Source organism: Brucella sp. NBRC 12953 (assembly GCF_040369775.1).
In the GTDB taxonomy this organism is placed as follows: domain Bacteria; phylum Pseudomonadota; class Alphaproteobacteria; order Rhizobiales; family Rhizobiaceae; genus Brucella; species Brucella pseudogrignonensis.
The window spans coordinates 83,273-97,414 of sequence record NZ_BAABSV010000001.1 but is presented as its reverse complement, the minus strand read 5'-3'; the positions used below and the strand labels follow the sequence as shown (position 1 = coordinate 97,414).

Sequence of the window (14,142 nt, the reverse complement as noted above, 5' to 3'; positions counted from 1 at the left end):
CCTGCCGTTCCAATATCAACAATCGAAAGCCCAGTTTAAAACTACGTCGCCATACTTATATGGCGCACAAAAACAAATAATGTAAATGAATAATTCTCAAATATTCTTGCTAAAGATCAAAACCAAATTTTCAAAAAAGCAATATATAATACAGTACTAAAGCTTTCGGAGCACTATAATTAGCAATTAATTCAAAGTGCAAGTCTAAAAAAGGCGCTCACAATCACGGTGAACGCCTCTTTTGATTAGCAGTTTCCAGCTGCACCAGTAATGTCGATGCATATTCTTAGAGCGCCAATGTGATTGGATCAGATCGGCGTTCTAAATTGAGAAATTATTTGGTGTTATACGGACCTTCGTCGAAGCCCACGAAAATCTGAACGCTGCGAGCACTTTCAGACGGCACCGTAATTCCCTTGTCGTTAAAGACGAACTGCGTAGCACCGCCACCGCTGGTAACACTAACAGCCTGTTTGTGGAGCTTGGAGTAGATCACTTTGTCGCCCTGAACCACGGCAACGCGCACCGGCATAGTGACATTTCCGCTCTTGTACTTCGGACCCGGTACGACCTTACCAGCCGCTGCTACATCAAGGGTGATAGTCCCTTCGCCATATTGGCAGCTGCGAGTGGTGTCGGTCAAAGCAGCCTGATAAATCACCCGGCTTGCATCTTTATCGCCGCCTTTTTCATAAGTGTTGAAATAGGCTGTACCGTCACGCAACGTGACGGATGGGCAAAAGGCGCGAAGCTCCGATTCCTTCACACGAGGCTGGCTTGCGTCCGTGAGCGCGCCATCCGCAGACTTCTGCGTGCCGCTTGTGGTGCAGCCTGCAAGCGCTGCGAGCAAAACCGTTGCAAAGACTGGAAACAACGATGAACGATTCTGTAATGCTTTCTGCATAAACCGGGCTTCCCTGCACTGATCGACCTGTTCTATACCACTACGCAATGCATAGCGTGAGGGTGTTTTCCTGTTTTTTGTCGCCAAGAGCAACCCCATCCCTCAAAGGTTGCTTTAATTCTTGCGGCTTTTTTAGGGACGCTCTATTGCATTGACGGCTAAAAATCTGCCTCGACCCGAAATGAAGGCCTTTGAGATGAAATATATCAGTACCCGCGGCGAAGCACCTGTTCTGGGATTCAGCGACGCTTTGCTCGCCGGACTTGCCCGCGACGGCGGTCTTTATCTCCCACAGGAATATCCGGAGTTCAGCGCCGATCAGATCCGCGATCTTCGTGGAAAATCCTATGTGGATATCGCATTGGCCGTGCTGACACCCTTCACTGGCGGCGAGATTCCTCAGGCCGATTTCGAACGCATGGTACGCGAAGCTTATAGCTCCTTCCGCCACGATGCTGTCTGCCCATTGGTTCAGACCGGCGCGAACGAATATGTACTTGAGCTGTTTCATGGCCCGACACTCGCCTTTAAAGACGTCGCCATGCAGCTCCTTGCGCGCATGATGGACTACGTTCTTGCCCAACGCGGCGAGCGCGCGACCATTGTTGGCGCGACATCCGGCGATACGGGTGGTGCGGCTATCGAAGCCTTTGGCGGTCGCGATAACACCGATATCTTCATTCTCTTCCCGAATGGCCGTGTGTCTCCGGTGCAGCAGCGCCAGATGACCAGCTCGGGCTTCTCGAATGTTCATGCCCTTTCCATCGAAGGCAATTTCGACGACTGCCAGAACCTCGTCAAAGGCATGTTCAACGACCTTCAATTCCGCGACAGCATTTCGCTATCCGGCGTAAATTCGATCAACTGGGGACGCATCATGTCCCAGGTGGTTTATTATTTCTCCGCAGCATTGAGCCTTGGCGCGCCAGATCGCGCAATCTCGTTTACCGTGCCAACCGGCAATTTCGGCGATATTTTTGCGGGTTATGTCGCCAAAAAAATGGGCTTGCCAATCGAGCGCCTCATTATTGCGACCAATGACAACGACATTCTTTCGCGTACGCTTCAAACCGGCGCTTATGAAATGCGCGGCGTCGAACAGACCACGTCGCCATCGATGGACATTCAAATTTCGTCCAACTTTGAGCGCCTGCTGTTTGAAGCACATGATCGTGATGCGGCGGCGGTGCGCGGTTTGATGGAAGGCCTGAAGCAATCGGGAGGCTTCACCATTTCCGAAAAGCCACTTGCTGCTATCCGCAGCGAGTTTTCGGCTGGTCGTTCTTCGGTTGAAGAAACGGCGCAAACCATTCAATCTGTTCTGGAAACCGACGGTTATCTGCTGGATCCACACTCGGCGATTGCGGTTAAGGTCGCTCGCGAAAATGTGTCTGAAGCAGCTCCGATGGTGGTTCTGGCAACCGCGCATCCGGCCAAATTCCCCGATGCTGTAAAGGCTGCAAGCGGTGTTACTCCAGCGCTTCCGGCATGGCTTTCGGACCTTATGGAACGAAAAGAAAGTTTCACGGTTCTTCACAACGACCTGAAAATCGTGGAAGAATACGTTCGCCGTCATTCTCGGGCATGAATTCAAACCTTTTGCGAGAATAAGAACGGGAACCCGAATGGGACTATGGGAGCATTTTTCTGATGGGTGTTGAAGTAACGCGTCTTTCCAACGGCCTGACAATTGCCACCGATAACATGCCGCATGTGGAAAGTGTTGCGTTGGGTATCTGGGTCAAAGCTGGTGCTCGAAATGAAGCGCCTGACCGGCATGGCATAGCCCACCTCCTTGAACATATGGCGTTCAAAGGGACGGAAAAGCGAACGGCCTGGCAAATTGCCTCCGACATTGAAAATGTGGGTGGCGAGATAAACGCAGCTACGAGCGTCGAAACCACGTCCTATTACGCGCGTGTCTTGCGCAATGACGTGCCGCTGGCAATCGATATTCTCGCAGATATTCTGACCGCTTCCAAGTTCGATGAAGCCGAGCTTGAACGTGAGAAGCAGGTTATCATGCAGGAGATCGGTGCGGCGCACGATACGCCTGACGATATCGTCTTCGACCGGTTTACAGAGACTGCATATCGTCATCAGCCAATCGGGCGCGCCATTCTGGGCGAGCCGGATACGGTGATGTCGTTTACGTCCACTGATCTTCGTCAGTATATGGATGAGCAATACAGTGCCGACCGCATGGTTGTGACCGCAGCTGGCGGCATCGATCACGATCAATTCGTGAAGGAAGTGGAGCAACGCCTGGGTGGCTTCCGTGCCCACAACACGGCCCCTACGCTTGATCTCGCAACCTATGTTGGCGGCGACTTCCGTGAAGATCGTGATCTGATGGATGCGCAGGTTCTGATCGGCTTTGAAGGCCGCGCCTATCATGTACGCGATTTCTACGCCTCTCAGCTTCTATCGATGATTCTGGGCGGCGGCATGTCCTCACGCCTGTTCCAGGAAGTGCGCGAAAAGCGTGGCCTTTGTTATTCGGTCTATGCGTTCCATTGGGGCTTTTCTGACACCGGTCTGTTCGGCATTCATGCGGCAACCGGTCGTGATGAGCTTGTCGAGCTTCTGCCCGTCATCATTGATGAGCTGCATAAGGCTGCAGACTCCATTCAGCTCGAAGAAGTGAACCGTGCTCGTGCGCAGTATAGTGCTAGCCTGCTGATGTCACAGGAAAGTGCTGCCAGCCGTGCAGGTCAGCTTGCGCGTCAGTTCCTGCTTTATGGCCGTCCGGTTGCAAACAGTGAGCTGATGGACCGCCTGTCGCAGATCACCCCTGAACGCCTGAGTGATCTTGCAGGCCGACTGTTCCTCGACACGAAGCCGACAATTGCCGGTGTTGGTCCGGTCGGACGCTTGATGAGCTTTGATCGGCTGACTGATGCGCTTTCGACGAGCGCGCATACAAGGAAGATTGCTGTCTAAGGGAAATAGGGGGAACCAGGGTCGGCTTGGCTGGATCAACAGAGCGATACTGTTTGTTCATTTTTTAAAACACGCGCCATCGCTTCCCTACCCCCTGCTCTCATAACAACACAGGAACCCGCATGATCGGCCTGCCTTTCCGGCGCAGCAATCCGACAGTTCTTCGCGGTCCACGCGTTTACATACGCGAACCGATGATGAGCGATTTTGCCGCCTGGACCAGCCTGCGGGCGCAAAGCCGGGCTTTTCTCACCCCATGGGAACCCACCTGGGCCGACGACGAACTTACAAAAAGTGCTTTTCGCTATCGGATACGCCGCGTTCAGGACGAAATGTCTGACGGAACCGGCTATCCGTTTTTTATTTTTCGCAACAACGACCACCAGATTGTCGGTGGTATAACGCTTGGCAACATCAAGCGCGGCGTGGGGCAGAATGGCATGGTCGGCTATTGGAGCGGCGCTTCATTTGCCGGAAAAGGCTATATGACCGAGGCACTCAATCTGGTTATCCCCTTTGCATTCGGTCAACTGAGGTTGCACCGAATTGAAGCTGCCTGTATTCCCCATAATGTTCGTTCGATACGGCTTCTCGAAAAAGCCGGATTTCAGAGAGAAGGACTGTTGCGCTCCTATCTCAAGATAAACGGCTTCTGGCAGGATCACCTGCTGTTTGCTCTGATAGAAAGCGACAAACGCATGATCAATGGCAAGGTTGAACGCTCGTGAACGGTCTTACAGACAAGTTATTTTCAACTCTTGCGCGGCTTCTCGCGCTTATCGTCTTAGTGACCTTTTCAGTCGTTCAGGCATCTGCTGTTGAACCTATAAAAATCTCGAAGGAAGATACTGCCCTTGATCTTTCGCGCGCTGTTGAGCTGCTGCGTAATCAGGGCGAAAGCGTTCAGGTTTCTACAGCTCCCGGTGCTGATGGCATTGTTCGCCGCATTGAGGTGCAGGCTGATCCAAATTCCAACGCATCCGGTGACTGGGCCGCGTTTTCCATTGCCAACCCGACAGACGAGCAGATAGACCGCCTGATTGTTGCACCACACTTCCGTCTGGTCGGCTCTGGCGTCATCTGGCCGGATCTTGGTTCGCCGCGCATTTCATCGATTACGCCCAGTGAAGGCTTTGCGCTTGATCGTCAGCCAAGTGCCGATGCCGACGTTTTCCGCATCACGCTCAATCCGGGTACGGTTGTCACCTTCGTTGCTGAGCTTTCCTCGCATAATCTGCCACAGCTCTATCTGTGGGAGCCAGAAGCCTACAAGGATGCGGTTAACTCTTACACGCTTTATCGCGGCATTCTGCTTGGTATTTCGGGCCTTCTGGCCCTGTTCCTGACCATTCTCTTCGTCGTCAAGGGAACCTCACTGTTTCCGGCCACCGCAGCCCTTGCATGGGCGGTTCTTGCCTATATCTGCGTTGACTTCGGCTTCTGGAACAAGCTGATGGAGATAACGCCCGGAAATGAGCAAGTCTGGCGAGCGGGCACCGAAGTAGCCCTTGCCGCCTCTCTGGTGATTTTCCTGTTCACCTATCTCAACCTTAATCGCTGGCACGACCATTTCAGCTATGGTGCCGTTACATGGGTTCTCGGCCTTCTGGCGCTCGCAGGCGTTGCGGTTTTCGACCCACCAATTGCTTCGGGTATTGCGCGCATGTCGCTGGCATTGACCGTTGCGTCAGGCATTTTCATCATCGGTTACCTTGCCGTCAAAGGCTATGATCGAGCGGTGATGCTGATCCCCGCATGGTTGCTCACGCTCATATGGCTCCTCGGCGCATGGATGACGGTTTCGGGGAAACTGGATAATGACATTATCCAACCCGCACTTGGCGGCGGTCTTGTGCTTATTGTATTGCTGATTGGCTTCACCGTCATGCAGCACGCCTTTTCAGGCGGAGCACTTCAGCAAGGTCTGCTTTCTGACATGGAACGTCAGGCACTTGCTGTGATTGGTGCAGGCGACATTGTCTGGGATTGGGACGTACCGCGTGACCGTGTTGTCACAACGCCAGATATCGCAAACTATCTCGGCAACACAGCAAGTTCGCTGCAAGGCCCGGTCCGTAACTGGCTGCCGGCCATGCACGCCGATGATCGCGACCGTTTCCGGTCCACACTCGATGCCGTTCTCGAAAATCGCCGCGGACGAATTGGACAGATTTTCCGTCTGCGCGCCAATGATGGCCATTATCACTGGTATGCGCTGCGTGCTCGCCCCGTGATTGGTTCAGACGGTGAGATTGTCCGCTGCGTCGGCACATTGATTAACGTGACTGAGCAGAAAAAAGCCGAAGAACGTCTGCTGCACGATGCCGTGCATGACAATCTGACTGGCTTGCCAAATCGTGAGCTTTTCCTCGACCGCCTAAGCAATGTGATGAACATGGCGCGTGGCGAGAGCAGATTGCATCCGACTGTTTTTATTATCGACATTGACCGCTTCAAGCAGGTCAATGACAGTCTCGGCATGTCAGCAGGCGATACAATCCTGCTCACCATTTCTCGCCGCTTGTCGCGCCTGATGAAGCCACAGGATACGCTTTCGCGCCTGTCTTCTGATCAGTTTGGGCTCCTCCTTGCCTCTGAAAGCGACCCAGGGCGTATTGCTTCCTTTGCTGAAGCCCTCCGTCAGGCAGTACGCGCGCCTATCGCCTATGCAAAACGCGAAATCGTGCTGACAGCATCAGTCGGCCTCATCACCTGGACGAAGACTGCATCAACAGCCGAAGATTTCGTCAAGGATGCAGAACTTGCGATGCATCAGGCCAAGCGCTTCGGCGGCGACCGCATCGAACCGTTCCGCCCGGCATTCCGCGCCATTGGCAGCGATAAATTGCAGCTCGAATCCGATTTGCGCCGTGCGCTTGAGCGCGATGAAATCAGTCTCGTTTATCAGCCAATTGTCCGATTGGACGAAGGAACAATTGCAGGCTTTGAAGCTCTGATGCGTTGGGAGCATCCGCGCCGTGGTGCGATCCCACCATCGGAATTCATTCCGATTGCAGAGAGCTCTGGTCTGATCGTGCAGCTCGGTCTGTTTGCTATTCAGCGTGCGGCAGAAGATCTGTTCGCTTGGCAAGAACAGTTTTCCAAGCTCGATCTGTTTGTGTCAGTCAATCTTTCGAGCACGCAATTGATACGACAAGACCTCATCAATGATGTGCGCTCGGTTCTCTCGCGCATTCACCTCAATCCGGGTAGCCTCAAACTCGAATTGACAGAATCCGTTCTGATGGAAAATCCCGAGCAATCGGCTCATGTGCTGGCGCGCTTGAAAACTATGGGTGTTGGACTGTCGCTTGACGATTTCGGCACTGGCTATTCGTCGCTCGCTTATCTTACCCGCTTCCCGTTCGATATAATCAAGATCGACCGCTCATTCGTTAAAGGCGACCAACCGCAGAAAACCACACTTCTGCGCTCTATCGTCAGCATGGCCCATGACCTCGGTCTCGCTGTCGTGACAGAAGGCGTCGATAGCGAAAGCGATGCGCTTCAACTGCGCCAGATGGGTTGTGAATATGTGCAGAGCTTCATGTTCGGCGAACCGTCGAGCCGCGATGAAGCGACACGCCTGATCCGAGAGCAGCAGGATTCTGCTGCAGCGTGATTTTAGGGAATAGGCACCTAGCGTTACGCTTCTACTGCTCTAATTCACGCATGACCTGCTTCGGAAACGAGCCGGGTCACATCAATGCCCATACGAGCCATCAGCCGGTCGTACTTTCCGGCAATGTCGCTGTCGAACAGCATGTCCATGGGAGCAGGACATGCGAGCCAGCCGTTTTCGGCAAATTCCATATCAAGCTGCCCAGGAGACCAGCCCGAATATCCGAGCGTCATAAGAGCCTGAGCAGGGCCGCCCCCGCCATAGATAGCGCGTAGGATATCGACCGTTGCTGTCAGGCACACATCTTCTGAAACAGGCATGGTGGAATCCACCATGTAATCATCGGTGTGGAGCACAAAGCCGCGCGTGCGATCCACAGGCCCGCCATTGCGCACGATCATGTTCTGCGCACGCGAGGGAAGAACGATCAGATCCTCATCGTCGATAACCCCAATCTGGCGAAGCAGATCGGGGAAACCTACCGGCTGAAGCTGATTGATAATGAAGCCCATCGCGCCTTCTTCAGAATGCGCACAGATATAGACCACAGCGCGGGCGAAGCGCTCGTCGTTCATTCCGGGCATGGCGAGCAGGAATTGCCCGTTCAAGAAACCCTGCTCCTGGTTTGGCTTCCTGAGAATGGTCATAGCTATCAAGGTAGCAAGACTGCGCCAAATGACAATGAAAATCGTGCAAAGTTCCTTATTGTTTCGAACGGGCTTGATTTCCGGTTGCTTAATGAAGCAACCTCTCCGCGAAGAAATGCAATTAATGATTGAGAAGAATCACCAGCATGTTAATGTATATAGTTGTAGTTTCAGCAGTATTTTTCCTGGCTTACTCTATATATGCGCAGGTCAGACTTTCTCCGCTTATCGATTACATCAGACAAAGCCCGTCAATGACGAAGGCGATCGGAGATGTGTCTGATCTCTATTATCTTTTCACCATGCCACGCGGTAACTATCGTTTTGCGCTATATCTCTGGCACAACCCTACACCGCCCGATGAAATCGCTTCAAATTTCGCGGATTATGACAGGCTGCGCATCATATCCAATATCGCGTTTCTGTTTCATCTTGGTCTCGGCTTTCTGATCTTTTCTAGTGTCGCGCTGCAATTGTTGCTGAAACACTGAACTACAATTTGCACGCATAAAATCAGCCTTGATAGAAACATGATTTTCTACCAATCTCGCCGCATGAGATCTTTGAAGTTTCTTGTCCTCCCTTTGCTCATGAGCGCAGCATTTTCTGCGCAAGCCGCTACATCTGACTGGTCGGAAACGCCGGGCGGCAAAGTGCGCGTTATTATCGAAGGTGCAAAGCCAGATGGCGAAGTGCGCGGCGCGTTGCAGATCGATCTTAACCCGGGCTGGAAAACCTATTGGCGCAATCCGGGTGATGCAGGTGTACCGCCGCAGCTTAGCATTGAAGGTGACACTTTTGCGCGGATCGACTTCCCTGCACCTGTGCACTTTGACGCTGGGGATGAAGGCGGTATCGGTTACAAACATTCAGTGTCGTTGCCATTGACCTTCCACGTAAAGCCTGGCGAGCAACGCCTGAAAGGACACGTTTTCCTTGGCGTCTGTGAGAAGATCTGCATTCCCGTTCAGGCTCAGTTTGACTTTCCATTGAATGAAACCTCTGCACAATCGCCTCAAGCCATTGCCGCGCGTACCATCATCGAAACAGCCTTTGATCGGCTGCCAGCTCCCGCATCGGCTGAATTCGGCGTAAAAGCCGCCACGCGGGAGGATAGCAAAGCGGTTTTCGAGATCGCACTTCCCGATGCACAAGCACCTGCTGAACTGTTTGTCGGAAGCAACCAGCTTAGCCTTTCCGAAGCAAAGCGCCAGAGCGCTAGCGACCAGTCGCGCTTCGCAGCAACGCTACATGGTAAAGCCGCAGACGGCGCACTGATCGACTATACGCTGGTTCAGAATGGTAAAGCAGTTTCCGGACAAGTTCGGCTAGATTAACGTGCAAGATCAGTAATTTGAAATTGTGGAATGGGCTATTATCAGCTTAAATGCCTTTGCCATGTTTCAAGCATGGGCACTCGAAATTCAGCCATCATAAAGGTGGGCCATAACGGCAAAAGCTCACCTTCAGGAGAAAAACGATGACGATCAAAGTTGGTGACAAGCTGCCCGCAGCAACCTTCAAGGTAAAGACCGCAGACGGCGTCAAAGAAGTGACGACCGACGAAGTCTTCGCTGGCAAGAAGGTTGTTCTGTTTGCGGTTCCCGGCGCTTTCACGCCGACCTGCAGCCTTAACCACCTGCCTGGCTATCTCGAAAACCGCGACACCATCCTTGCAAAAGGCGTTGATCAGATCGCAGTCGTTGCCGTGAATGACGCTTTCGTTATGGGCGCATGGGCACAGAGCACAGGCGGCGAAGGCAAGATTCTCTATCTCGCAGACGGTTCGGCCCTGTTCACCAAAGCTCTCGGTCTGGAACGGGATGCGACCGCTGGTGGCCTTGGCATCCGCTCGAAGCGCTATTCGGCAATTGTTGAAGACGGCGTGCTCAAGACCCTCAACATCGAAGAACAGGCTGGTCAGGCCGCAACTTCAAGTGCTGCGACCCTCATCGAGCAGCTGTAATCCAAATCCTTATGCGCCCTGCTTTTCCGGCAGGGCGCGCATTTCACGCGTGAGCCATTTTTCAAGTGCCAGCGTATCTGGTTGCCCTGCCCTGTGCGGCGCAATCCAGAGCAACATTCGACGCGGCCCCGGCCGGAAGCCAAAAGGCGCTACCAGACGTCCCGATGCAATATGCTCAGCAACCAGCATATGCGGTACGACTGCCACGCCCAGCCCGCACAGCACCGCCTGAATCAGCAGATAGAAATGATGGAATGTGGATTTTGGCTCTGGCGCCGGAAAATCCACATGTGCCGCTTTTTGCCAGTCAGCAAATGCTTCAAGACGCGTTTGCGTGGCAAGTACAGCTGCTTGGTTCAAGTCGGCAGGCGTTATCAACGGGCATTGTGCAAGATAGGACGGCGCACAGACAAGTCCGATCGCTTCACGACCCATATCACGAATGACCGCATCTGCTGGCGGTTCGATAATGCTTGAGCGGATGGCTATGCCGATCTTGTCACGCATGAAATCGATGCGATCATAGTTCATGTTGAACTGCAGTTCGATGCCCGGATAGCGATCATGGAATCGGCCAATGCGCGGGATGATCCACTCCATCATGATTGAGGACGAACACGACAAGGTCAGTGGTCCCGGTTTCACACGCTCTATACTGCCTTCAATAATTGAAAATGCGCTGGCCAATCCCTCAGCCAGTCGCGCACCTTCGGGCGTGGGATCGCTCAGTCGCGCATTGCGTGTAAGCAAAAGCACGCCAAGGGAATCCTCCAGTGATCGTATCTGACGGCTAACTGCACCATGCGTCACACATAATTCCTCTGCCGCCCTCGTCATAGAGCGATGGCGTGCGACGGCTTCAAAAGCCTTTAACGCGTTCAAAGAAGGCAATGGACGCATGGAAACTCCCGTTCGTATCTGAGCATACCTGTGAGGTTATATCACAAATCACAGACAATAAATCGCTTGCGGCGGCATGTCGCATTCTTTAGCTATCTCGCGTATTTAGGGGCGAAAGCACCGCTGGAATCCATTATATCGTATGATATGCATTCAGGCAGTTCCCTTCGCTCTTGTTACTATGCAAGCAGGGAGGAACTGCAATGCAGCAAAAATCTCACGAAATGACGTCAGCTGAAAAGTCAGCCATATCGAAAATCTCGATCCGGCTGGTTCCCTTCATCGCGCTGATGTTCTTCATCAACTTCCTGGATCGCACCGCAATTTCCTTTGCTGGTCCGAACGGGATGACTGCCGACCTTGCGCTGACAGCAGCTCAGTTCGGTTTTGCCGCCGGTATCTTCTTTGTCGGCTATATCATTCTTGAAGTGCCTAGCAATCTCGCGTTGCACAAATTTGGCGCACGCAAATGGCTTGCCCGTATCATGGTGACATGGGGCATCGTCGCCCTTCTCTTCACTTGGGTTTCCAGCGCAACCGAGCTCTACATCCTGCGCTTCTTGCTGGGTGTTGCTGAAGCTGGCTTCTTCCCAGGTGCAATTCTGTTCCTGTCGACCTGGGTGCCTTCGCGTCACCGCAACAAGATCCTGGCACTGTTCTATCTCGCACAGCCGCTGACCACTGTAATTGGCGCGCCACTTGCAGCAGAGCTGATCGCAATGCATGGCGCTTTTGGTCTCGAAGGCTGGCGCATCATGTTCTTCGGCGTTGCAGTCCCTGCAATCGTTGTCGGCATCATCACCTTCTTCTACCTGCCCGACACGCCGAATGACGCCAAGTGGCTGAACAAGGAAGAACGCGACTGGCTTAACGGCGCACTCGCTCAGGAAGAGAAGATCAAGGAAAAGGCTCACGGCAGCCACAAGACGGGCCTTGCTCTCGCAGACAAGCGCGTCTGGCTTCTGTCGATCGTCTATTTCGGTCTGATCTACGGCCTCTATGCACTGGCTTTCTTCCTGCCAACGATCATTGGCGGCTTCGAACAGCAGTTCGACACCAAGTTCGACGTGTTCGACAAGGGTCTGATCACCGCAATTCCATATCTGCCAGCCGCTATCGCTCTCTATTTCTGGAGCCGCGATGCTGCAAAGCGCGGTGTTCGCCCATGGCATATTGGTATTCCAGCACTTGTTGGCGCCATTGCCATTCCGGCAGCACTTTTCATGCCAACGCCTGCAACCACGATCCTGATGATCACAGTTACGGCTTGCGCGATTTTCTCCGCCTTGCCTAACTTCTGGGCCATTCCGTCCCGCTTCCTAAGCGGCACGGCAGCGGCAGCAGGCATCGCGCTGATCAATACGATCGGCAATATTGCGGGCTTCGCAGCACCATACATCACAGGCCTCGTTAAAGACTGGACTGGTCTTTACGAAATGCCAATGTTCATTGTCGGCGCTGTCATGCTGGTATCTTCGCTGCTGGCGTTCTCCCTGACAGGTCGTCTTAAAGACCCAACAGAAGTACAGCAGGGCAAGTAATCTGCTTGAAACTAAAAAGCCGCGCTGAAACCCAGCGCGGCTTTTTCTTGTCCAAATATCAGAAGCTAGAGCGATCCCAACTAATGCTGAATCATTGAAACCGCTCTATCGCTTTGTTCTCTCGCATTATCCGATGCATCGCACTTTTATTCGAAATGCTTTGATTACTTAACTTGAAGCGATTTGTGACCGTTATACTTGAATGGCTCCATACCGGCGCGGGCAAGTTCATCAGCGCGTTCATTTTCCGGATGGCCAGCATGGCCTTTAACCCAGTGCCACGTCACCTTATGCGGCTTGCGCGCCTCATCCAGTGCCTGCCACAACTCTGCATTCTTGACCGGCTTCTTGGCTGCAGTTTTCCAGCCGTTGCGCTTCCAGCCCTCAATCCAGCCGGAAATACCATCACGCACATAAACGCTGTCGGTATAGAGATCGACTTCGCATGGCTCTTTGAGAGCATTAAGCGCTGAAATCGCGGCCATCAGCTCCATGCGATTGTTGGTGGTGTCGGCTTCGCCGCCCTTCAACTCTTTCACATGACCGTTCCAGCGCACGATAGCCCCCCAACCACCGGGACCGGGATTGCCAGAGCATGCACCATCCGTGAAAGCTTCAATCTGCTTCACGCGTCAGCTCCGCTCAGTTCAAGACCATATTCCGTTGCAGATGTGACCTGTCGGTGGAAGCGCATACGGCGCACATATTCCATCGGGTCTTTCTTCATGACAAAGCTGCCATCCGGCACATTAAGCCAGTCATAAAGACGGGTCAGCATGAAGCGAACAGCAGCGCCGCGGGCCAATACTGGCAGAGCCTCAATTTCAGCGGTCGAAAGCGGTCGCACTGAATTATAACCCCGCAGGAAGGCCGCGCCCTTGGTTAGATTAAAAGAGAAATCTTTCTCAAAGCACCATGCGTTCAGGCAGACCGCCACGTCATAGGCGAGAATATCCGTGCACGCAAAATAGAAATCGATAAAGCCCGACAGGCGATCACCAAGGAAAAACACGTTATCAGGAAAGAGGTCAGCGTGGATGACGCCTTCAGGCAATCCCGTTGGCCAGTTCTTTTCAAGGTAATCAAGATCGCTTTCTGCCTCTGAAGCCAGCCCCTGCTCAACAGCATCGGCGCGCGCCTTGGACAAGTCCCACAACGGACGCCAATCGGGCAATGTCAGACCGTTGCGGCGGCGCATGTCGAAGTCCTCACCCGCCAGATGCATTTCTGCCAATCCACGACCAACTTCTTCGCAATGAGCGACGGTTGGCTTACGCATCCACATGCCTTCAAGGAAGGTCACGATTGCCGCCGGACGCCCTGCAAGCTCACCAATCGTTGCGCCATCACGACGCACAACCGGCTGCGGGCATTCCAGACCACGCTTGGAAAGATGCAGCATCAGATTAAGGAAAAACGGCAAATCATCGCGGTTCACGCGCTTCTCATAAAGCGTGAGAATGAAAGAGCCTGTCGTGGTGTGGAGCAGATAATTGGTGTTCTCGACACCTTCCGCAATGCCCTTATAGGAAGTCAGAGCACCTATGTCGTATTGCTCGAGAAAAGCGCCAAGTTCGATTTCGTTGATATCTGTATAGACGGCCATGCCGCTTATTTCC

General features: G+C 53.2%; 13 protein-coding genes. 8 read left to right on the top strand and 5 right to left on the bottom strand.

Annotated elements, in window-relative coordinates; genetic code table 11:
* Positions 1–334: 334 nt before the first annotated feature.
* A complete protein-coding gene (locus ABWV94_RS00515) occupies positions 335–904 on the bottom strand; it encodes a hypothetical protein (protein WP_007874049.1) in 570 nt (189 codons plus the stop codon).
* A gap of 196 nt (positions 905–1,100) precedes the next feature.
* On the opposite strand from ABWV94_RS00515, the gene thrC reads away from it, so the two are divergent.
* From thrC to ABWV94_RS00495, 4 genes are all read left to right on the top strand, one after another.
* Complete coding sequence (gene thrC, locus ABWV94_RS00510; protein ID WP_113498426.1) at positions 1,101–2,492, top strand: threonine synthase; 1,392 nt, start codon at positions 1,101–1,103, stop codon at positions 2,490–2,492.
* Between the two features lie 62 nt (positions 2,493–2,554).
* A complete protein-coding gene (locus ABWV94_RS00505) occupies positions 2,555–3,847 on the top strand; it encodes a M16 family metallopeptidase (RefSeq protein ID WP_113498324.1) in 1,293 nt (430 codons plus the stop codon).
* A 122-nt stretch (positions 3,848–3,969) separates the two neighbouring features.
* Positions 3,970–4,575, top strand: a complete 606-nt coding sequence (locus tag ABWV94_RS00500) for a GNAT family N-acetyltransferase (RefSeq protein WP_007874042.1) — start codon at positions 3,970–3,972, stop codon at positions 4,573–4,575.
* On the top strand, positions 4,572–7,469 hold the full coding sequence (locus ABWV94_RS00495) for an EAL domain-containing protein (protein WP_113159861.1): 2,898 nt from the start codon (positions 4,572–4,574) through the stop codon (positions 7,467–7,469). The genes ABWV94_RS00500 and ABWV94_RS00495 overlap by 4 nt, the downstream gene beginning before the upstream one ends.
* A gap of 44 nt (positions 7,470–7,513) precedes the next feature.
* On the opposite strand, the gene ABWV94_RS00490 is transcribed toward ABWV94_RS00495, so the two are convergent.
* Entirely contained in the window at positions 7,514–8,116 is a 603-nt protein-coding gene (locus ABWV94_RS00490) for a YqgE/AlgH family protein (RefSeq protein WP_007874038.1), read from the bottom strand.
* 275 nt (positions 8,117–8,391) lie between these two features.
* On the opposite strand from ABWV94_RS00490, the gene ABWV94_RS00485 reads away from it, so the two are divergent.
* The 3 genes from ABWV94_RS00485 (at position 8,392) to ABWV94_RS00475 (ending at position 10,082) form a co-directional block, all read left to right on the top strand.
* Positions 8,392–8,607 carry a hypothetical protein gene (locus ABWV94_RS00485; protein ID WP_161624136.1) on the top strand — a complete coding sequence of 72 codons (216 nt, stop codon included), beginning with the start codon at positions 8,392–8,394 and terminating at the stop codon, positions 8,605–8,607.
* A 63-nt stretch (positions 8,608–8,670) separates the two neighbouring features.
* The gene (locus ABWV94_RS00480) at positions 8,671–9,453 is read left to right on the top strand and encodes a protein-disulfide reductase DsbD domain-containing protein (protein ID WP_113498428.1); all 783 of its coding nucleotides are present in this window, start codon (positions 8,671–8,673) and stop codon (positions 9,451–9,453) included.
* Between the two features lie 143 nt (positions 9,454–9,596).
* A complete protein-coding gene (locus ABWV94_RS00475) occupies positions 9,597–10,082 on the top strand; it encodes a peroxiredoxin (protein ID WP_113498326.1) in 486 nt (161 codons plus the stop codon).
* 9 nt (positions 10,083–10,091) lie between these two features.
* Here ABWV94_RS00475 and ABWV94_RS00470 read toward each other — a convergent pair whose 3' ends face one another.
* Positions 10,092–10,982, bottom strand: a complete 891-nt coding sequence (locus ABWV94_RS00470) for a LysR substrate-binding domain-containing protein (RefSeq protein ID WP_105518259.1) — start codon at positions 10,980–10,982, stop codon at positions 10,092–10,094.
* A gap of 203 nt (positions 10,983–11,185) precedes the next feature.
* Here ABWV94_RS00470 and ABWV94_RS00465 point away from each other — a divergent pair, with 203 nt between their 5' ends.
* On the top strand, positions 11,186–12,523 hold the full coding sequence (locus tag ABWV94_RS00465) for an MFS transporter (protein WP_007874032.1): 1,338 nt from the start codon (positions 11,186–11,188) through the stop codon (positions 12,521–12,523).
* A gap of 164 nt (positions 12,524–12,687) precedes the next feature.
* Here ABWV94_RS00465 and rnhA read toward each other — a convergent pair whose 3' ends face one another.
* Together rnhA and ABWV94_RS00455 are read right to left on the bottom strand one after the other, a co-directional pair.
* Complete coding sequence (gene rnhA / locus ABWV94_RS00460; protein ID WP_064320288.1) at positions 12,688–13,152, bottom strand: ribonuclease HI; 465 nt, start codon at positions 13,150–13,152, stop codon at positions 12,688–12,690.
* Complete coding sequence (locus tag ABWV94_RS00455; protein ID WP_113498328.1) at positions 13,149–14,129, bottom strand: homoserine kinase; 981 nt, start codon at positions 14,127–14,129, stop codon at positions 13,149–13,151. The genes rnhA and ABWV94_RS00455 overlap by 4 nt, the downstream gene beginning before the upstream one ends.
* Positions 14,130–14,142 lie beyond the last annotated feature (13 nt).